This window comes from Psychrobacter sp. H25 (assembly GCF_059076335.1).
Window position 1 is genome coordinate 2,686,267 of the sequence record NZ_JCACRV010000001.1, and the last position, 19,951, is coordinate 2,706,217.

The 19,951-nt window shown below is 43.1% G+C and carries 19 protein-coding genes and 1 tRNA gene; 12 read left to right on the forward strand and 8 right to left on the reverse strand.

Features of this window, described 5'->3' with window-relative positions:
- Nucleotides 1–28 precede the first annotated feature (28 nt).
- Nucleotides 29–349 (reverse strand): BolA family protein, encoded by a 321-nt coding sequence (locus AC5JPO_RS10980; protein WP_443525689.1) that lies wholly within the window; start codon nucleotides 347–349, stop codon nucleotides 29–31.
- Nucleotides 350–615: 266 nt separating this feature from the next.
- A complete protein-coding gene (locus AC5JPO_RS10985; RefSeq protein WP_443525690.1) occupies nucleotides 616–1,428 on the reverse strand; it encodes a M48 family metallopeptidase in 813 nt (270 codons plus the stop codon).
- Nucleotides 1,429–1,991: 563 nt separating this feature from the next.
- Here AC5JPO_RS10985 and AC5JPO_RS10990 point away from each other — a divergent pair.
- Nucleotides 1,992–2,066 (forward strand) — tRNA-Gly (locus tag AC5JPO_RS10990).
- Nucleotides 2,067–2,289: 223 nt separating this feature from the next.
- Entirely contained in the window at nucleotides 2,290–3,693 is a 1,404-nt protein-coding gene (locus tag AC5JPO_RS10995) for a Na+/H+ antiporter NhaC family protein (RefSeq protein ID WP_443525692.1), read from the forward strand.
- A 27-nt stretch (nucleotides 3,694–3,720) separates the two neighbouring features.
- Here the strand turns inward: AC5JPO_RS10995 and AC5JPO_RS11000 are convergent, their stop codons facing one another.
- Entirely contained in the window at nucleotides 3,721–4,626 is a 906-nt protein-coding gene (locus tag AC5JPO_RS11000) for a LysR family transcriptional regulator (RefSeq protein WP_443525693.1), read from the reverse strand.
- 159 nt (nucleotides 4,627–4,785) lie between these two features.
- Here AC5JPO_RS11000 and AC5JPO_RS11005 point away from each other — a divergent pair, with 159 nt between their 5' ends.
- The 3 genes from AC5JPO_RS11005 (at nucleotide 4,786) to AC5JPO_RS11015 (ending at nucleotide 7,299) form a co-directional block, all read left to right on the forward strand.
- Nucleotides 4,786–5,499, forward strand: a complete 714-nt coding sequence (locus AC5JPO_RS11005) for a pirin family protein (RefSeq protein ID WP_443525695.1) — start codon at nucleotides 4,786–4,788, stop codon at nucleotides 5,497–5,499.
- An 89-nt stretch (nucleotides 5,500–5,588) separates the two neighbouring features.
- Complete coding sequence (locus tag AC5JPO_RS11010; protein WP_443525697.1) at nucleotides 5,589–6,539, forward strand: pirin family protein; 951 nt, start codon at nucleotides 5,589–5,591, stop codon at nucleotides 6,537–6,539.
- Nucleotides 6,540–6,687: 148 nt separating this feature from the next.
- Nucleotides 6,688–7,299: a nitroreductase family protein gene (locus tag AC5JPO_RS11015; RefSeq protein WP_443525698.1), complete on the forward strand. Its 612-nt coding sequence runs from the start codon at nucleotides 6,688–6,690 to the stop codon at nucleotides 7,297–7,299.
- 177 nt (nucleotides 7,300–7,476) lie between these two features.
- Here AC5JPO_RS11015 and AC5JPO_RS11020 read toward each other — a convergent pair whose 3' ends face one another.
- The 3 genes from AC5JPO_RS11020 to nadR form a co-directional block, all read right to left on the reverse strand.
- The gene (locus AC5JPO_RS11020; RefSeq protein ID WP_443525699.1) at nucleotides 7,477–7,914 is read right to left on the reverse strand and encodes an Mpo1 family 2-hydroxy fatty acid dioxygenase; all 438 of its coding nucleotides are present in this window, start codon (nucleotides 7,912–7,914) and stop codon (nucleotides 7,477–7,479) included.
- 243 nt (nucleotides 7,915–8,157) lie between these two features.
- Entirely contained in the window at nucleotides 8,158–8,889 is a 732-nt protein-coding gene (gene pnuC / locus AC5JPO_RS11025) for a nicotinamide riboside transporter PnuC (protein WP_443525701.1), read from the reverse strand.
- A 109-nt stretch (nucleotides 8,890–8,998) separates the two neighbouring features.
- On the reverse strand, nucleotides 8,999–10,063 hold the full coding sequence (gene nadR, locus AC5JPO_RS11030; protein WP_443525703.1) for a multifunctional transcriptional regulator/nicotinamide-nucleotide adenylyltransferase/ribosylnicotinamide kinase NadR: 1,065 nt from the start codon (nucleotides 10,061–10,063) through the stop codon (nucleotides 8,999–9,001).
- A 609-nt stretch (nucleotides 10,064–10,672) separates the two neighbouring features.
- Here nadR and AC5JPO_RS11035 point away from each other — a divergent pair.
- The 4 genes from AC5JPO_RS11035 (at nucleotide 10,673) to AC5JPO_RS11050 (ending at nucleotide 15,017) form a co-directional block, all read left to right on the forward strand.
- The gene (locus tag AC5JPO_RS11035; RefSeq protein WP_443525704.1) at nucleotides 10,673–10,885 is read left to right on the forward strand and encodes a PspC domain-containing protein; all 213 of its coding nucleotides are present in this window, start codon (nucleotides 10,673–10,675) and stop codon (nucleotides 10,883–10,885) included.
- A gap of 481 nt (nucleotides 10,886–11,366) precedes the next feature.
- Nucleotides 11,367–12,329: a glycine--tRNA ligase subunit alpha gene (glyQ, locus tag AC5JPO_RS11040; RefSeq protein WP_443526048.1), complete on the forward strand. Its 963-nt coding sequence runs from the start codon at nucleotides 11,367–11,369 to the stop codon at nucleotides 12,327–12,329.
- Between the two features lie 9 nt (nucleotides 12,330–12,338).
- Complete coding sequence (glyS, locus tag AC5JPO_RS11045; protein WP_443525705.1) at nucleotides 12,339–14,432, forward strand: glycine--tRNA ligase subunit beta; 2,094 nt, start codon at nucleotides 12,339–12,341, stop codon at nucleotides 14,430–14,432.
- Between the two features lie 276 nt (nucleotides 14,433–14,708).
- Nucleotides 14,709–15,017, forward strand: coding sequence for a hypothetical protein (locus AC5JPO_RS11050; RefSeq protein WP_443525707.1), 309 nt, complete (start codon nucleotides 14,709–14,711; stop codon nucleotides 15,015–15,017).
- 86 nt (nucleotides 15,018–15,103) lie between these two features.
- Here AC5JPO_RS11050 and AC5JPO_RS11055 read toward each other — a convergent pair whose 3' ends face one another.
- Both AC5JPO_RS11055 and AC5JPO_RS11060 read right to left on the reverse strand, forming a co-directional pair.
- Complete coding sequence (locus AC5JPO_RS11055; protein WP_443525709.1) at nucleotides 15,104–15,565, reverse strand: cell division protein ZapA; 462 nt, start codon at nucleotides 15,563–15,565, stop codon at nucleotides 15,104–15,106.
- Nucleotides 15,566–15,671: 106 nt separating this feature from the next.
- Nucleotides 15,672–16,112 carry a hypothetical protein gene (locus AC5JPO_RS11060; RefSeq protein ID WP_319051389.1) on the reverse strand — a complete coding sequence of 147 codons (441 nt, stop codon included), beginning with the start codon at nucleotides 16,110–16,112 and terminating at the stop codon, nucleotides 15,672–15,674.
- Between the two features lie 212 nt (nucleotides 16,113–16,324).
- On the opposite strand from AC5JPO_RS11060, the gene AC5JPO_RS11065 reads away from it, so the two are divergent.
- From AC5JPO_RS11065 to AC5JPO_RS11075, 3 genes are all read left to right on the forward strand, one after another.
- Nucleotides 16,325–16,978: a UPF0149 family protein gene (locus tag AC5JPO_RS11065; RefSeq protein ID WP_443525711.1), complete on the forward strand. Its 654-nt coding sequence runs from the start codon at nucleotides 16,325–16,327 to the stop codon at nucleotides 16,976–16,978.
- Nucleotides 16,979–17,069: 91 nt separating this feature from the next.
- Nucleotides 17,070–18,320 carry an acetylornithine deacetylase gene (gene argE, locus AC5JPO_RS11070; protein WP_443525713.1) on the forward strand — a complete coding sequence of 417 codons (1,251 nt, stop codon included), beginning with the start codon at nucleotides 17,070–17,072 and terminating at the stop codon, nucleotides 18,318–18,320.
- 134 nt (nucleotides 18,321–18,454) lie between these two features.
- A complete protein-coding gene (locus tag AC5JPO_RS11075) occupies nucleotides 18,455–19,192 on the forward strand; it encodes a LysE family translocator (protein WP_443525714.1) in 738 nt (245 codons plus the stop codon).
- Nucleotides 19,193–19,951 lie beyond the last annotated feature (759 nt).

Below are 19,951 nucleotides of genomic sequence, written 5' to 3' on the forward strand. Positions count from 1 at the left end.
TGTTTGATTTTTATAAACGTGCATCATGCTATTTGTTTTGACCCGCACATAATGGACTGTCTGGGCTTTGACCTTGCCACTCTGTTGGCGTATAGGCGTGAATGGCTAGCGCATGTACCTGACCGCCTTGTGAGGTTAATAGGGAATTGACTAACCCATATATTAGTTGGTGACGCCCGACCAGTCGCTTACTTTCAAAAGCATCACTGACGATAGTCAGTTTGAAGTGGCTCTCTTTGCCTTCAAAGTAGCCAGCATGGGACATCGACTCATTGATTAGCTCGATATACTGCGGCTCTAGCGCTTGTAGTTCAGTATGAAGTGCATCGGCGGTAGGTGTGGTACTCATAACAATCCTTCAATATATATTGCCCAAGTCTATTGGCAATCTGCAAATGATATCTACTGGCATTATAGCAGAGACAGCAGTCGGTATAGCGTACGATTAAAAAGCATACAATGCCTAGCGCCAAGTAAAAAAGCAAAGCACGGCGCACTGGCTGTACTTTGCTTTTATAGACTATATACACTTAGCTTCTTAAGTTTAGCTTCTTGAGCTTCATCTCTTGAGCTTTGCCTCTTAAGTATGCATCAGAGTAATTAATCGATCAGGTATTAACGACGCGATCGTTGGTACAGTGGCGTAACCTTTGGCATCAACGACTGTAGCTCAGAGATACGGCTGCTGCTCGTTGGGTGAGTGCTCAAAAATTGAGGTGGCTCGCCTTGGCTGGCACGCTGCATTTTTTGCCATAGCGTAATAGCAGCTTGCGGGTTATAGCCTGCACGCGCCATTAACTCAAGTCCGATTTGGTCAGCTTCGCTTTCTTGAGTACGACTGTGCGGACGGCTCAACCCTAGATCACCAGCTACGCTTGCGATCTGAGCTTGACCTTGTGATAGACCAAAGATGCTAGCTGCCACACCGATACCTGTCTGAGTGGCATACTCGCGTGAGATACGTTCACGTGAGTGCTCGCGCAATGCATGAGAGATTTCGTGACCCATAATAGCGGCAATCTCGTCATCGGTCAGGTTTAGACGATCGATAATACCTGAATAAAACATAACCTTACCGCCTGGCATTACAAAGGCGTTTAGCTGATCAGATTTGATTGTGTGGACTTCCCACTGCCATTTTGCCGCATCTGTACGATAAACACCTACTTGACCAACCAAACGATTCGCGATGTTCTTTAGGCGATTGAGCTGAGCCGTGTTGGTATCTAACACGCCTTTTGATCTTGCTTCTTGTAATGTCTGCGCGTAGCTCTGTGCTGATAGCTGTAGCACCTGCTCGCTAGAGACCAATAATAACTGCTGGCGATCAACACCAACGGCACCCGTATTGGTGGTACTCGTACAACCGGTTAATGTCAGTGCCGACAACGAAGCCGCCATCACTGTGGTGGTCAATAATTTTTTCATAAAAATATCCTCTCGATAAGCGGTAAAATTAAAATCATACAAAATAAATAACAGTAAAATAGATGACAACGCTGTTTGTTATTGCTCTTTTATTGACGTTTGTTCATCCATATAGATAGTGAAAGTCTACCTGAACTCTTATTGTAGATAAGTATAATAATGTTAACTGACTAAAACCAAGGTAGAAAAAGTAACAATAGAGCCTATGATTGTAAGTGAGCAAGATGTTGCTGTGAGTAAGGTCTGATTTTGCTTCTTTTTTATAAGAGTTGTATTAGTCCATATGAAAGAAAAGTACTAGATGAATAGAAAGTTGTAATAGCAGGAAGCATCAGGGCGAGACTGTAGTTTGTGATATTTAATGCAAAATAATTTATATTTTTTAAAAATAAATTATTTTGTTAAATCAATTGTTTGTGTCTATTTACCTAAACTATAGGGGGCTTAGTTGATAATATTAGATATAAATTTTAAAAAAGGTGTTGACACATACAGAATATTTGCTAGAATAGCCAGCCTATCGAGACGAAGTAGTTGTTAACAACACGACGATCTGATAATAAGCGGGAATAGCTCAGTGGTAGAGCATAACCTTGCCAAGGTTGGGGTCGAGAGTTCGAATCTCTTTTCCCGCTCCAAATATGGCTTGAAAAAGCGCAAAAAGCCTCACTTCATAGTGAGGCTTTTTTTTATGCTTAAAATTTGTCTTGAAAAATAAGCTAAGCAGCTAGTAGAGACATAGCAAGTCAAAATGGAATTTCTACAGAGCAAAAGAGAGTAGCCGTCATGATCGCGACAGATCAGGCGTATAAACCTAGACATATACGTAGTTTAAACCTGTAGGCAACATAAGGGCACCTCATGCCACCAAAACCCCTCACCGAGATCAGCGCCAAGCTCGCCTTTATTATATCCGCCATCGTCATCGCTATTATGGGCATCACCATGATTGGCTTTGGCTGGGTACCGCACCTGTCTCTTATCCTTGCCATCTGTGTATTGCTAGCTATCGGTATGGTTAAAGGACTCAGCTTTGATGACATGCAAGCGCAAATGGCCTCAGGTGTCATGCGCGGTATCGGTGCCATCTACCTATTCTTCTTTATTGGTCTTATGGTGGCGGCTCTCATGATGTCAGGGGCCATTCCCACGCTTATGTATGTGGGCTTTCAGCTGATATCGCCTGAGTACTACTATATCTCTGCCTTTGTCTTAACCTCTATTATCGGTATTGCTCTAGGCAGTAGTTTGACGACTGCTGCCACATTGGGTGTGGCCTTTATTGGGATGAGTAACGCCTTTGATGCCAATGTGGCTATAGCGGCGGGGGCAGTAGTATCAGGCGCGTTCTTCGGTGATAAGATGTCGCCCTTGTCTGACACCTGTACCATTGCGTCCTCAGTGGTGGGTATTGATTTGTTTGAGCACATTCGTAATATGATGTATACCACTGTACCGGCATGGATACTGACAGTCATCTTGTTTTGGATGTTCTCAGGGCAGACGACCAGCGCTGATCTGAGTCAAGTGACTATATTACAAGGACAGCTGATAGACAGTGGTTTGGTACATGGGTATTCGGTACTACCCTTTGTGATATTGGTAGGATTGGCACTGTTTCGGGTTAATGCGATTTATACGATTATTTGTACCATAGCAGCAGCACTAATCATCACTTATGTACACAGCTCGCCAAGCTTTGGTCAGTTGGGTGGGTATCTGTTTGCAGGATATGCACCCGCTGAGTCATTAGAGCTAGGGGAGGTCGGTGGTATGCTGTCGCGCGGCGGTGTACAGAGTATGTTCTTTACCCAGGCGATTGTGATACTGGCACTAAGTTTAGGTGGGTTACTAACGGCATTAGGGATTCTGCCAGCACTGCTGTCAGGTATTAAAGAGACACTGACCACTTCAGGACGAGCGATCTTTGCGGCGGCGATGTCGGCGCTCAGTATCAATGTATTAATCGGTGAGCAGTATTTGAGTATTCTATTATCAGGTACGGCCTTTCGGTCGACGTTTGAGCGCCTGCAATTGCATCCGAAGAATTTGTCGCGGACGATTGAGGATGCAGGAACGGTGATTAATCCACTGGTGCCTTGGAGTGTGTGCGGGGTGTTTATCAGTCAGGCACTAGGGGTGCCAGTATTAGAGTATCTACCTTATGCGTTCTTCTGTTATTTGTCACTGTTACTGACGCTGCTGTTTGGCTTTACGGGGCTGACGATTAGTCGGATGAAAGAGGGTAAGAGCATTGAAGCGTAACCCTTACAGTTCTATTTAATAGTGCTATCAATACTCATCCCAATAGGGATGATCGCCGAATCGCTCTGCAATAAAGTCAATCAAATAACGACAACGCTGCGATAAGAATCGGTTTCTTGGATAAACGGCATATGCTTTTAACACAGGCAACTGGTACTGCTGGAAGACAGGTACGAGTTCACCTCGTGCCAGTTCATTGTAGGCAATAAACGTGGGCACAAAGGTAATGCCGTGTCCCTTTACCGCCAAATCAACTAAGAACTCGCCATTAGTGGCTTTTATTTTGGCATCGATAGTACGGTAATGTTTTTTGCCCTCAGCATCCACTAGCTCTATACTGTTCGTCTGACCAAGACTATATTGCAACAGCTCATGATTGTCCAAATCATCTAGTGTTTCGGGTACACCCATCCTTGCCAGATAGTCAGGACTGGCACAAATCACACAGCGTATCAACGCCAACTGTTTTGCCTGATAGCTAGAGTCGCGCAGATCGCCGATGCGAATTGCCAACTCATAGCCTTCTTCAATCAAGTCGATACGCCGATCAGAAAAATCTAAATCAAATCTTAGGTTGGGGTGCTGATTAGCATACTCATCAATCACATCATTTAGATGCCTGACTCCAAACGATAATGGTGCTGTCATTTTGAGCGTGCCTTCGACACGCATAGGTGCATCGCTGGTACGCTCGTTGACCGCATCGACTGCGCGCAAGATATGATTTACCTGCTGATAATACTGCTCACCTGCTTGAGTTAATTTAGAGTGGCGAGTGGTACGGCTGATCAATTGGCTGCCTAGGCGTGTTTCTAATTCTTTGAGGCGGCGACTCACGGCTGACTTTGCGATATTTAACTGCTCAGCCGCTTTGGTAATGCTACCTGCTTCGACAATGCGTACAAACATCGCCATATCTTCTAGTTGTCCCATTATCGGTACCTTATGATTGTTCTAAAAGTGAGAATAGTTAATTGCATTTATCCTTGTTTATCTCTTTGTAGTCAACAATTATAATGAATCTATTGTTCAATGACGTTAATTAATAATAAATACATAGCTGATAAACGTGTTGATAGCTAAGGATAAATTATGAAAACGATCTATCATGCAGCAGACTCACGTGGTGATGCCAATCATGGCTGGCTCAAAAGCCGTCATAGCTTTAGCTTTGCTAACTATCATAACCGGGAGCGTATGGGGTTTGGTGCTCTACGTGTCCTCAATGATGACTTTGTCATTGGTGGTCATGGGTTTGGTAGGCATTCGCACCGTGATATGGAAATCATCAGTATTCCTTTATCTGGCAAGCTTGCACACAAAGACAATATCGGCAATGAAGGCATGATCGAGACTGGTGAGATCCAAGTCATGTCAGCAGGTACGGGCATTACTCATAGTGAAATGAATGGTAATAATGAAGAGGACATGGCGTTTCTACAAATTTGGGTAATACCAAATAAAATGAGTGTGGCCCCTCGATATCAGCAAATACCTATGGGCGATATCATGCAACCCAATGCGTTCAATCAAGTGCTGTCGCCTAATGCTGACGATGCAGGCGTTTGGATTCATCAAGATGCTTGGTTTAGCATAGGGGAATTTGATAAAGGGGTGATGAGCAGTTATCAACTAAAAAACCCTAGCAACGGTGTCTATGTTTTTGTTATCAGTGGTCAAGTCGTGATAGATAATAATGTTCTGGCCAGTCGAGATGGTTTGGGTATTTGGGATACTGAGAGTTTTACGATGGATGTGCCAGCAGCTGCAACAGTATTGGTGATGGAAGTACCGCTTTTTTTATAAGAAGTACTGCTTTTTTATAGAGAAACGATAGCGATCAACAACTCATTATTAATAACCGTATTGATGTTATAGATACCAAGAGGTGGGTCATGACTATTAGCACTTTAGAGCCACGATTGACAGATGTTGGCGGCGTTCCTATCGCTCGATTGCTACCGAACAAAGGCAAACAACCCATCGGTGCTTGGTGCTTTTTGGATCATGCAGGTCCGGTCGAATTCGCGTCAGATGATTCAGGGGTGCAAGTTGGACGTCATCCGCACACCAATCTACAGACCTTTAGTTGGATGATAGAGGGTGAGATATTACACAAAGATAGCTTAGGTAGTGAGCAAGTCATCACCAAACACCAAGTTAATGTCATGACGGCAGGTACTGGACTGAATCAAGGCATCAGTCACACAGAACAAAGCGTCTTTTTACGTGATGATGTAGGCGATACTGACTCAAGCACAGCTATACGCAATATGAACATGGTACAGCTGTGGATAGCCCTACCTACTGACCAACAGATTGAACGCAGTTTCAATCATTATCCAGAGCTGCCAACATGGACTGAAAACAATGTTGAGCTGACTCTGACCACAGGTGACTATACAGCTGCCTCAGGCGAGCACTATCAAGCGCCAACATTGCAGTACTCTAAGATGGTCGGTGTCGATGTGCACTTCCTAGAAGATGGGGATGTGACACTGGATTTAGAAGCCAGCTTCGAGTACGGTGTTTTGGTTATTATTGGTGAGCTGGAGTCCGAAGGTAAGGTCTATCAAAAAAACCAGCTGTTACGTTTTCATCGTACAGATGTCGCCAATAGTACCAGCATAAGATTGGTAGCAAAAAAAGGCACACGTCTGATGTTTATTGGCGGTGAGCCTTTGAATAACAAGGTACTGCTGTGGTGGAATTTTGTCGCTGACAATAAAGAAGCGCTCAAGCAATCGATTAGCGATTGGAACAATGGTCATGAACGCTTTGGTGAGATCGATTCTGATATGAACCGTCTTGTGGCGCCAGAATTGCCTGAAGGGTTCAAAGGATAACGTCACGAATGATAGTTTCCATCCAACGAACACTCATAATTTTTTTTGATAAAAACGACATATGGGTTTAATACCATTAAGCCTATAATAAAGAAAAAACGATAACTTATACCAACAACTATTAATATTAACAACGTGGAGCAACACTATGTCAGACCTAAAAACATTACAGCAGTTAGCAGAAAAACGCCGTTCAATCTATGCCCTTAGCGACCAGCTACCAGTATCTAATGATGAAGTTGTAAAAGTAGTGGAGCATGCTATCTTGCATACACCATCATCGTTCAACTCACAGTCAACACGCATTGTGGTGTTATTCGGTGATGACCATCATAAATTGTGGGACATGACTGAAGATGCATTGCGCGTAATCGTCGGTGACGAGGAAGCATTCAAATCTACCAAAGATAAAATTGCTGGTTTTAGAGCGGGTGCTGGTACGGTGTTGTTCTTTGAAGATCAGGCTGTCGTCAGAGGCATGCAAGAAGCGGCACCTTTATATGCTGATAATTTTCCGATTTGGTCAACCCAGACCAATGCAATGCACCAGTACGTTATTTGGACGGCGCTTGCAAGTATTGAGGTTGGCGCAAACTTACAGCACTACAATCCAGTGATTGATCAAAAAGTTGCAAGCACTTGGAACATCGATGCAGACTGGGAGCTCAAAGCCCAGTTGGTATTTGGTAAAATCGAGCAGCCAGCAGGCGATAAAGCGTTCAAGCCAGTTGACGAGCGTCTAAAAGTTTTTGGTGCTTAAAATATAGGGCGTTATTGTTTTTACTTAAAAAACGTCCTAGATTAAGTACATATAAAAAAGCGCCACCTGATTGTTAGGTGGCGCTTTTTTTATTGATGATAAAGGTTAAAGACGGCGCAGCGATACTGAATGTTTGCAAAATTTGGTATTTACGAAATTCATCAGCCAGAATAATAGCTATTTGCGCTGCATTAAACTGTCGGCTACCCATGCTGGACCGATCATCAAGAACTGTAGATCTTTAAAGAATGAAGGTTTTTTGCCTTCGATTTTATGACCGATGAACTGCCCAATCCAAGCGACGATAAAGACAGCTGCCCATGCCTTAAATCCCCAAGGCATAGCTGCCATTACTGACAAACAGATAAGAATAAACATACCCATCGCCAAAAACAGCGGCGTCGATAAGCGCATATAGAACAGTAGCACTAAGGCGCTGAGCACTAAGGTAAACCAAACAGACAGTGACATGCCCATACCTAACAGGCTGACAAAAATCGTTGGTACACATAGCCAATGGATTTTCTTATTGACCAAGTTCTGATGACTGACAGAGTACTCACTAAGCCATTGCTCAAGCGTACGCTTAGACATTTTGGGTTGATGACGTGACATACTAACCTCCCTGTTAGTGATTAAAATAGAGGGCTGATATTTGTTACTCACTCAAATATCAATATGATGTTTGATATCAGTTGTAGCATTAATCGCGTGTATCTACCATTTTATCTCATAGACGGTACAGTCAAATTTGGACAGGTTGCTAATGTCATGTTGGCAACATTTGACTCAATATTTTATGTATTTTCAAATCTTATGTGTCTTAAAGTCTAATACAGTTTTTTGTAACTGATGTTATTAACCGCGTTCGCTACGATGCCACTCGTACAGACCGACGAATGCATTGACCTGATAAACCATGGTTTGAATAGCAAAAATATAGTTACCAGACATGAGATTCACAATGAGCCAGACAAAGTTCACGATGATCCATAGCCACCAGTTAAACGAGTAACGCAAAATCATGGCAGCCTGTGCAGTAATAGATAACACAAATGCAATGACGTTGATCCAAAAAAAGGAGATAAACCCTAAAAATTTACTGTTGTCATCTTCTACGACCGCATAGCCATAGCTCGTTAGCAGATCGTTGATAGTAGGGAATAGCGCAAGACCAATGATGATAAATGTTGCAGTGATCAACCAAACCGCTTTGCTCGCTGACTTGGGGATCATATCGCCATCAGGATCCGTGTGCTTGGACCAATAGAAAATACCGTAGACGTGTGTAAAAAAGTTAAAAAGTGGTGCCAGCATTAAGCCCACTGCGCCAGACGTTGCCTGTACGATAACCTCACCTGCGGTTGCCCCCATCCCAAAACCATTGCCCATGACGTTTTTGCGAAATGATAGCGAGACCACACAAACCAAGCCAATAAATGAGACAGCCAAATAAAACCAATCAAGCGTGGTATGGTCGGTGGTGAGCCAAAACCCTGCGGACAAGGCAATGACCCCGCAAATAAACCAGATGATAATCCATTGCATTGCCCATTTTCCGGTAATGTTGTCCAATAGTTGAATACGCATAATTTTTTCCTCTAAAATAAATACTAATATCAATATGTTGCTAACTTTCATGCGCTAGCTGAATAACATGCGCTCGTAAATAAATTATTATAAATATACTCTGAATTTTTTATGGCTTTTTGCCATAGACATGTTGATCGATAAACAATAACGCTTGTTGATAACGAGCATCATAATCAGGCTGGTCTATCATATGCGGTATGATATCGTGACGGGCAAAAATATCTACCAGACGCTGTTCAAACCGTCCACGTGCCTCAGGCGTACCCAAAGAGCGCATGCCATCATCGATCCACGGCGTATTGTTATCCAGCATAATGGTGTGGTCTACACGAAACTCATCAATACAGGCAGCCACAAAAGGATGGGTGCGACCCTCGTACTCTTCACAAAATGCCTGCGTGGTCACAAAGTCAGTATCAACGATGGTGACAGGCGCAGTTGCATGGACTTTGGCTTCTCGTATCGCCTGGGCATGATCAAGCGAAATCGGCCCATAGTCACTATACTGTAAGCCAACTTCGCTACCACCCAAGTCTGTGCCGACATACAAACGACCCATCTCCAGTGCAAAGCTAGCACCGTAATAATTAGCCAGCTTATGTACCAGTGTCGTCTTACCTGAGCTTTCCCCACCAACGATAGCAACGGTCTTGGTATAGTTAGCGCGGGCTTCTGGATGAATCGCTGACCAGTGGGCGACTGGATCACGAGCAATCGCATAAGAGTCAAACTCAGGTTGTAGCGTAGTGGTGATAACTGGAAACAGTAATTGATCCTGTATATCGCTCTGCGTAAGGGGGTGGTTTTCAGCTATGAACAATACGGTCTCTGCAGGTAGTGTTAGTGCGTCTATCAAACGCTGCAATTTAGCGTTGCTAGCAGCCACATCAATACGGATATCCTCACTACTATCATAAAGATGCTCATGAAGAGGCAACTCGAGCTCATTAGTCGTATGAATATGAATAAATGGCAGGTCTGCACAGGCCATCTGTAGCCAGCGTGCCTTATCTTGTAACGTAATAGCAAAATCTGGATGCGGGGAAGGATGCGCCATAATGACAATGTGTAAGGTTTTTGCCTGTCCTGCTGCTTCTAATATGCTACGCATTTGCCCCAAATGTAGCGGCTCAAAATGTCCAATCATCAATCCCGTATCGTACATAGTCATCCTTATTTTTGTTTTATCTTTATAGTCTGTCTCAGTTTTGTGATGAGTTTTCTAAAGTCTGAGTTGTTTATCAGCATGGTATAAAGGTTTGGGTGGATTTGCAGGTAGGTTATTGTAACCCTGACCTATATCTGACTTTTTTGCATATTATTCTATCTTCAACTTGCTATTTTGAATGGACAGTTTATTGAATCTATCAATGGCAAGTTGGGCGTGGCTTGCTGGTAATTTACTGGTAACTGGTTGGGCAGATGAAGATTTTTTGATAGCTATTGATGGTTATTTTCGTTATTAAATTACTGTTTATCTCTTTGATTAAATTAAAAAATAATAAGAATTGGAAGGTGTTGTTGTAAGGATTAAGCAACAAAGGTGATTTTGAAACATTTTGAAATAACTATTTAAAATCAGGGGTTTGCGCGCAGTTATGACAGATTAGGGTAAGCTTAGGTATCATAAACTCACAAAGTACGTCTACAGCGTCAACAGATAAATACTAAAGAGTTGATATACTTATTCATAAGTTAGCAACACAAAGTTTTTTTGACATATAGAAAAAAGCAAAAAAAGAATAAACATATAAAAACAAACGTTAGAGAGGTATTTAGTTTGGCTAAGTTAGCAAAATTACATCGCTCACAAAACAATCGTATGATAGCGGGCGTAATGGGCGGGATCGCAGAGTATGTTGGTTGGTCGCCAACGTGGGTTAGATTGCTTTTTGTGATTATCTCATCGTTGAGTGCAGCAGTACCTGGTATCTTGATTTACCTCATACTGTGGATAATCATGCCAAAAGCCAGCAGTGGGTCTTACCAGTAAGTGTGTTTTGGCAGGTTTTGAAATTAGAATTTAAAAGCGCTAAGTTAAAACGTTAAGTTGTAAATGCAGTTAAAAGAACAGCAGTACCTTAAAAATAAAAAGCCTGAATAATCAGGATGCCCAAGATACAACTTTCCTCCTGCCCGAATGCTCACGCATTTGGGTATTTTTTTGTCTATCTTAACCATATCTCTAACCACATCTTTTAATGATAATTTGCCTTTCGTGATTATTCGACCAAAAAACAGTCATATAGCGACGTGTTTGTGTTCACAATGCAAATTTAGTTGACGTAAATATGGATAAAATAGTCAATTTTTAGTAAGGTGAGCAGGCAAATAGAGTCGTTGCCAAAATGCGTGGCGAGTGCTATCAGAGATTTAGTTAATAATACTCATTTCACAGTGGCTTTACTATGAATACCCAAACTATGACATCCGAAGCGACAACCCCAATGACACAAGATAAAAACTCTCAACCGATGACCTTTCAAGACTTAATCCTAACCCTGCAGAATTATTGGGCTGATAAAGGCTGCGTTATATTGCAGCCTTATGATATGGAAGTCGGCGCAGGCACTTTTCATACGGCAACTTTTTTGCGCTCGTTAGGTCCTGAGCGTTGGAACGCAGCTTATGTACAGCCATCACGTCGTCCTACCGATGGGCGCTATGGTGACAACCCAAACCGCTTGCAGCATTACTATCAGTTTCAGGTGGTGCTAAAGCCAAATCCACCTAACATTCAAGAGCTATATTTAGACTCACTACGTGCCATTGGTATTGACCCGTTGGTGCACGATGTGCGTTTTGTGGAAGACAACTGGGAATCACCGACGCTAGGCGCTTGGGGCTTGGGCTGGGAGATTTGGCTAAACGGTATGGAAGTGACGCAGTTCACGTACTTCCAGCAAGTCGGCGGTATTGAATGCTTCCCAGTGACAGGTGAGATTACCTATGGTCTTGAGCGTTTGGCTATGTATGTGCAAGGCGTTGATAGCGTTTATGATTTGGTATGGGCAGATGGTGAGTTTGGCCGTGTTACTTATGGCGATGTGTTCCATCAAAACGAAGTTGAGCAGTCGACCTATAACTTTGAGCACGCTGATGTGCCAATGATGGGCGAGATGTTTGACTTTTATGAACAGCAAGCCGACAAGTTAGTCGAAGCTGGCTTGCCATTGCCTGCTTACGAGATGGTATTAAAAGCCTCTCATGCGTTTAACTTGCTTGATGCCCGCGGTGCAATCTCGGTCACAGAGCGTCAGCGCTTTATCTTACGTGTGCGTACGCTTGCGCGCAAAGTTGCCATCGGTTATGTCGAAGCTCGTGCCAAATTGGGTTTCCCATTGGCAGATGAAGCACACCGTGCCGAGGCACTTGAGAAGTATCTGCCAAAAGAAGCAGCAGACACTGACAACAATCAATCTACTAATAAAAAATAGGAGCATCCCATGAGTACTATTCTATTTGAACTGGGGTGTGAAGAGCTACCTCCAAAAAGCCTAAAGCCATTACGTGATGCCTTACAAGCCAGTGTCACCCAGCAACTGACTGACGCTGATATCAGCTTTGACAGCATCAAAGCCTTTGCCGCGCCGCGCCGTTTAGCGATTCAAATCGAGGGCATTAGCGACAAGCAGCCTGATCGTACTGAGCAAAAACGCGGACCAGCAATCAAAGCCGCTTTTGATGCAGAGGGTAATCCAACCCGTGCAGCCATGGGTTTTGCCAAAGGTCTAGGTATTGACGCCAGCGAGCTTACGACGATTAATACCGATAAAGGTGACTATGTCGGCTTTGAGCAAACAATCACTGGTCAAGCAACTACGGAGCTACTGCCAGCTATTTTTCAGACAGCATTAGATAGCCTACCGATAGCCAAGCGTATGCGCTCAGGTAGCAGCCGCAATGAGTTTGTCCGTCCCGTACAATGGGCAGTATTGATGCAGGATGCTGCTGTTATTGATGCGACTATTCAAGGGCACCAAACAGGCTCGCAAACTCGTGGCCACCGTTTCCACAGCCCTGACTATCATAACATCGCTCATGCCAATGAATATGAGCAATTGCTAGACAGTCTAAAGGTCGTGGTAGATTTTGATAAACGCCAAATGCTGATCAATAACCAAGTCAAAGCATTGGCAGGTGAGGTCAATGCGGACGCTATCGTACCGCAGGACTTGCTGGACGAAGTGACCGCGTTGGTTGATTTTCCCATTGCACTAAGAGCGAGCTTTGAAGCGCGTTTTTTACAAGTGCCGCAAGAAGCGCTTATCTCGACTATGCAAGCCGATCAAAAGTATTTTTGCTTGACCGACAAAGCAGGTAAGCTGCAGCCGTATTTCATCTTTATCACTAACATTGAATCAAAAGATCCTAACCAGATCATTGAAGGCAACGAAAAAGTTGTGCGTCCACGTTTGGCTGATGCTGAGTTTTTCTTCTTACAAGATCAAAAGCAGCCATTGTTTGCGCTCACAGAAAGCCTAAAAACGCGCGTATTCCAAGACAAATTGGGTACGATTTGGGAGAAGTCTGAGCGTATTGCTAAGCTTGCAGCATTTATTGCTACTTTGATGCAGCAGCAAGGTCACGACATCAATGTTGATGACACCGTACGCGCTGGTATTTTGTCAAAAGCAGATTTGGCCAGCTCGCTCGTTGGTGAGTATCCTGAATTGCAAGGTATCGCGGGCACGTATTATGCGCGTTTGAATGAGGAGCCTGAAGCAGTTGCGGCAAGCTTAGAAGAGCAATACCTGCCCAAGTTCAGTGGTGATGTGCTGCCGCAAACACCAATTGGTATTTGCTTAGCATTGGCTGATCGCTTAGATACATTGGTTGGTATTTTTGCCATTGACCAAGCACCAACGGGCTCAAAAGATCCGTTTAGCTTACGTCGTTCTGCCATTGGTATTTTGCGTATTTTGATTGAAAAGCAGTTGCCGATTAATTTGGTAGCGCTCGTTGAGCAGGCGATCAAAGCCTATAGCAATGCCGAAGGCAGCAAGATTGCTAAGATGGGCGATACCTTTACTCAGGTCATGGCGTTCTTAAACTCGCGCTATCGTGCGATGTATACAGAGCAAGGCGTCAGCGTTGATACGATTCAGGCAGTGCAAGCGATTAATCCGCATATGCCGCTCGATTTTGATCAGCGTATCCGTGCCGTACAAGCATTTAGCGAGATGTCACAAGCGTCGATGTTGGCTGACTCTAATAAGCGGGTAGCCAACATATTGGCCAAGTCAGAAACCGAGGTTGCTGACACGGTTGATGAAGCGCTATTGTCTGAGCCTGCTGAGCAAAATCTATATGCAAATGTGAAGCAAGCACAGACGAGGGTACAACCGTTGCTTGAGCAAGCAGACTACACCCAAGTATTGCAGACATTAGCGAGCTTAGATGAGCCACTGACACAGTTCTTTGATAATGTCATGGTCAATAGCGACGATGCAACATTGAAGAATAACCGCTTGGCACTATTAAAGCAGGTTCGCGCGCTGTTCTTGACTGTAGCTGATATCAGTGAGTTACAGCTGTAGCGGTTAATCTTTAATCGTAGATTTTGATAAAAACTGGCTCAATGTGGCCAGTTTTTTGTGGTTATAGACCAGCGTCATTTTCTATTGTCATGGGTTGTTACCTACGGTCAATGGTAATTAAACGGTAAAGGCATTGTGCCATTACCATTATTGACGGTAAAATTTACGTTACCAAAGCGTATGAAACAGTCATTAGCGTAGCCAGTTTTTGTACAGCTATTAGCTTGGTTGCTTTTGATAGCCATCACGCTTATCCGTAATCAAAGGAGCACAGCCGTGTTTGCCGTTATTATTGTCATTCTCATTATTTGGGCGTCAATGTGGGCTTTTTATAAGTTTATGTACCCACGAGCACCCAAAAGCATGATGCCACAAGAAGGAGATATCACCACACCGCGACAGTGCAATTTTTGCGGTCATAGTTTGGCTGAATATCGCGGCGTACTTGAAACTAAGCCTAGCTTAGGAACAACTAGCGATGGTGATACAGCAGCTGATATTGCAGGCAGTCAGGAGTTGTTTTTTTGCAATTATGAGCATCAGGCGGATTTCCATGCGGGCAAAACCTATCAGCCTTACTCATAATTAGGGTCATGACAGAGCAATGCTTGGTCGCATAAAAAAGCGCTTAGTCGTCATGTCCTAAGCGCTACTATACATTATCTATCAGTTTATAAAATCGAGTGTGCATCTTTCATGATTTTATTTAGCAATGCTTGTGATTGTTTCTCGTGTTGCAGGCGATCTTCATCGCTTCTCTGATTGGCATGGATTTTTTCGTATAAGTTCAAGCAGCACAGTACTAGTATGCTTTCTTGACTCAAGCTTGGCGCTTCTCTTTTTAGGTCAAGTGCATAGTTGTTTATATAAGAAACCGCTGATAGTAGCTCTTCTTGCTCATGTACAGGACAAAAAATAGGGTAGGTAACCCCTGCAATCGCAATATCTACTTTTTTGATTTGTGGTTCAGGTGTATTCGTTGTCTTGGTATTGGCTTTCGCTACTGTACTTGAGGCGGCGGTCCCTGCTTGAGCTGATTTTTGGGCTGGCAATCCTTTGCTTGGTGCTTGAGAGTGCGGTGTTGGGTTGTTTTTTGGCTGCTTTTCTATTGATTTGCTTTGGTCATCGGTCATGATAAATCCTACAATGTCTGGTCAGTGAAATGAGTGATGTGAGATATAACAAGTGGCAGTTTGACAAACAGTATCTCTTTGCATGCTACCTCTACTAGAGGGTGAATTAGCCCTCTGCCTGATCGATACGAGTTAGGCGTTGTAATACCACTTGCGTGCGCTCAGCTGCCAGCTGATTTTTCTTTTGTAGCTCACTGTTTTGATGTTTGATATCGCTGTACTGCTGCTTTAGTTCATTATTATGTTTTTGCAGCTCGCTGTTTTGTTGTTGTAGTTGGCTGATTTGTTTTTGCAGCTTGTCTTGTTCTTCACCGATCATATGATGCGCTTCAGCGAGACTTTGATAGCGTTTGTCGAGATCATTCAGTTGTTTTTTGGCTCCATCACGTTCGCTATGGCTACTATCAAGCTGAGTCTTTAGGGCGGTGACTTCTTTTGCATCAGTAACAGGGTTTTGTTTTAGGCTGCTAAGTTCAGCACTGACAAGCTGATACTGTTTTTTGATGTCTAGTACCATTTTTTCTAATATTCTAAGTTGATCATACATAGTCAGTTTTTATCCTTAACAAGTAAGCGTGAATGAATTTTGTTCGCTGCATTTAATAATGCCATAGGTGACCGCATAATATCTATATCAACAAAGTAATTACAAGCACGAGATTTGGTCTTTTTACTTTTATTTACCGGTAATCTGTCCCCGACATTTTATCGAGTTTCTTTTTATTTTATGAGTCATACTCAATTACTAGGACATCTGTTATGAACGATAATATTTCTGGCTGGAATACTTGGCTGACTGCTTTTGATGACTGGACTGATGTGTCCATCAGCGAAGTGCATGGCTTGATGACAGGGCTTATGACCGCTTGTAATGCACCTGACGAATCGACATGGGCAAAGGTGTTCGAAGAGCTGAGCTTTGCACCACTACCAGAGGCTGCATTGACCTTGTTGGCAGAAGAAGCAGAGGACACCGTGTTTCAGTTAAAAGACAAAGATGATGCCTATGCGTACATGCCGCTTATCCCTGATGATGAACATGATTTGTACGAGCGCGTGATGGCATTGAAACAGTGGTCGAACGGGTTTATGACCGGTTTTGGTATTACCGATTGCGGTTTGACCAGTGAAGAGAACGAGATGCTCTCAGATTTGGCTAAGATTGGGGCGATTCGTTTAGAGGAAGACGAAGACTTCGAAGGTGGGGAAGAGTCTTATCTTTATATTTACGAGTTTGCCCGTATGGTGCCAGTGAGTTTTGCGACGCGTAAACGCAAGCATGTGAAAGACATTGCGTTGATTGCTGGACTGTCTATCGATGCTAAAACCACCAAAGAGCTACAAGCAGAAGGCAAGTTACCAAAACCGATGCCACCAGTGCTTGACGTGATGAATCAGAATAATCCATCATAAGACGAATCTGATCAATCATAGTTTGTGAGAATTAGTTTTTAAGAAGTAGTTTGTGAGAAATAGCTCTTAAAAATCGTAATAAGGATATTTTATGATCCAAGATACTAATGACAATGCTAGCAATGACGAACAGTTAAGCCATGCTACGCACCCGAGTAATAGCCTTGATTGGCTAACGCGCTTGATCGCCTTTGACACGGTCAGTCGACATTCCAACTTAGCATTGATTGAAGACGTGCAAGCGTACTGTGAGCAGTTGGGTTTGGCGGTGGATTTGACCTTTAACGAGGCAAAAACCAAGGCTAACTTGTTTGTGACCGTACCCGCTGGCGAAAATGCTAACCAAGTAAACAATGGTCTTGTGCTGTCTGGTCACACTGATGTGGTGCCAGTCGATGGTCAAGACTGGACATCAGAGCCATTTACCGCGACGATACGTGGTGACAAGCTATACGGACGCGGTGCGTGTGATATGAAAGGCTTTATCGCTTGTGCGCTGACGATATTGCCACAAGCCGTGCAGTTATCGAATAGCGGTCAGTTGCGACGTCCATTGCATTTGGCACTGTCGTTCGATGAAGAGGTAGGCTGCTTGGGCGCACCATTGATTTTGGCAGACTTAAAAGCGCGTGGCATCACGCCTGATTACTGTATCGTCGGTGAACCCACCAATATGGCGATGGTGGTCGCACATAAAGGTATTGCGGTTTATCGTTGCCGTGTCCATGGCAAATCAGCGCATTCGTCTTTGATCGCTCAAGGGGTCAATGCAATCAGCTATGCCAGTAAGCTGGTGGGCTATGTCGATACGCTAGCCGAAGAACTGAGCGCTCGTGACGACACTTTAGAAGACGGGGATGCATTGTTTACGGTGCCTTATTCTACCTTATCAGTAGGAACGATACACGGCGGCACAGCCACCAATATCGTGCCCAATCTGTGCGAGTTCACCTTTGACTATCGTAATCTACCGCACATGACGCAAGACGATATATTGGTACCGATTCAAGCAAAAGTCGCTGAGCTAAATGCCCAAATGCAAGCACGTGCGCCTGAGACGGGCATTGAGCTGATGCAAGAAGAAAGCGTCCCTGCCATGACCGATAGCGATAGCGCTGAATTACAATCGTTAATCGCTGCGCTGACAGGGGATAACGAGCGTCATAAAGTCGCTTATGCCACAGAAGGCGGTCAGTTTACCAATGCAGGTATTCCAACGATCATCTGTGGTCCTGGTAGTATTGAGCAAGCGCACAAAGCGGATGAATATGTCGAACTCATCGAAATCGAACGCTGTGATGCTTTTTTGCAAAAACTACTAACGAGCTGCACAAGTAAATAATGTATTAAAATACTAAACATATGTATATAATATGAGCAAGTACAAATAATACCGCCTAAATGGCGGTATTTATTTTTTGGCAGTGTAGCGGATCGCATCAGAGCCGCTGATATATGAACAGTAGAGGTGGGTTGATGTCTTGGCATCTGTTTGCAGTATTTTTCGCAAGTACGTTTTTGATTTCCGCAACGCCAGGTCCCAATATGTTACTGGCATTCCAGTATGGCATGAACTATGGCGTGAAGCGGACGCTATGGACGTTGGCAGGGCTGAGCCTTGGTTTGTTTATATTATTGCTATCAACGCTGCTGGGACTGGATGTGATCAGTCGTCAGTCACCGTGGCTACTGACCATTATCAAAGCCGTGGGTGCAATATACCTAATCTACTTGGGTATCAGCTCATGGCGTGATGCAGGCTATGGCAGTTTGATGAGCGATGCCAAAGAGTTGAGTGCGGAGGTAGAGGCCGACTATGCGGACTATGCTACCTCAGAAGATAGAGTTGATGTGCCAAAGCCGCGTTCGCTCTCTAGTGCAGCTACTAAAATCGCACCAAGTAACACAACCTTGTTTCGTACTGGTGTCTGGGTATCTTTATCTAACCCAAAAGCTATCTTATTCTTTGCGGCATTTTTCCCTAAGTTTATCAATTTCAGCGTACCACTATGGCCGCAATATGTCCTATTGACCATCGGCTTGTTTTTAAGCGAAACGATTTGGCAGATCGTATATACGTTAGGCGGCAAAAAGCTGGCAAGTTGGCTCGATGTGGGTAATCGTTTAGCATGGCTCAATCGTGGTTGCGGAGTAATATTTATCATTATTGCAGCTGCTTTATTAGCTGAAGTGATAAATAGTTTTATAGCTTAAAAAATACTGGTAAGATTTTAAATTAAAGTGATTAATCAAACACACATTCATTAAGTTATTTTCTATACAAGCCAAATTAATTATTGACTTTAATTTTTAAATCGTTATTATTAGCTCATTGATTTATACTGCTTATCTTTCATAAGCGATAAATCGTTTCAATTAACCTGCTATTGTCGCCATGACATTAGCCACAACCTATGGAGGAATCATCGTGTCCTATATAACTACCAAGACGTTTTTAAAGATTGAATGTGTAAACTACATGACAGCAATGACACCCTCGAAAAGGTTTGGCTAAATTTTTATATAAGCTATTGAGTGATATTCCATCTATCGATATCAACGAATAGCTTTCTGTATCTACTTGCGCTATCTCTTTTCTAAGTCTACTGTGCCAAATTTGCTCTGCGATTGTGCTAAGCCATATTGCGCTTGCTGTTATCTGTTTGCCTAACATTTTTCTTTACCGTTATTGCTAATAAAGCGACTCAGGCTATGATTTAGCTAAAGCTTTTCTATGCGTATAATATTTACGCTGTGGCCGACGGTTCTGATCTATATTATCTTTCTTTAAAATGTCTATAATAAATTAACCATGAATTTTTATTGATTTTTTAATTAATAAGAACACGGTTTTTTATTGCCTAAATTTTATAATTTATTAATTTTATTTATCATTAAACTTTTTGTTTAATTGAGATAGATAAGTAATTTCTAAAAATTATAAAAACTGGTAATGATAAAAAATGTATGGTT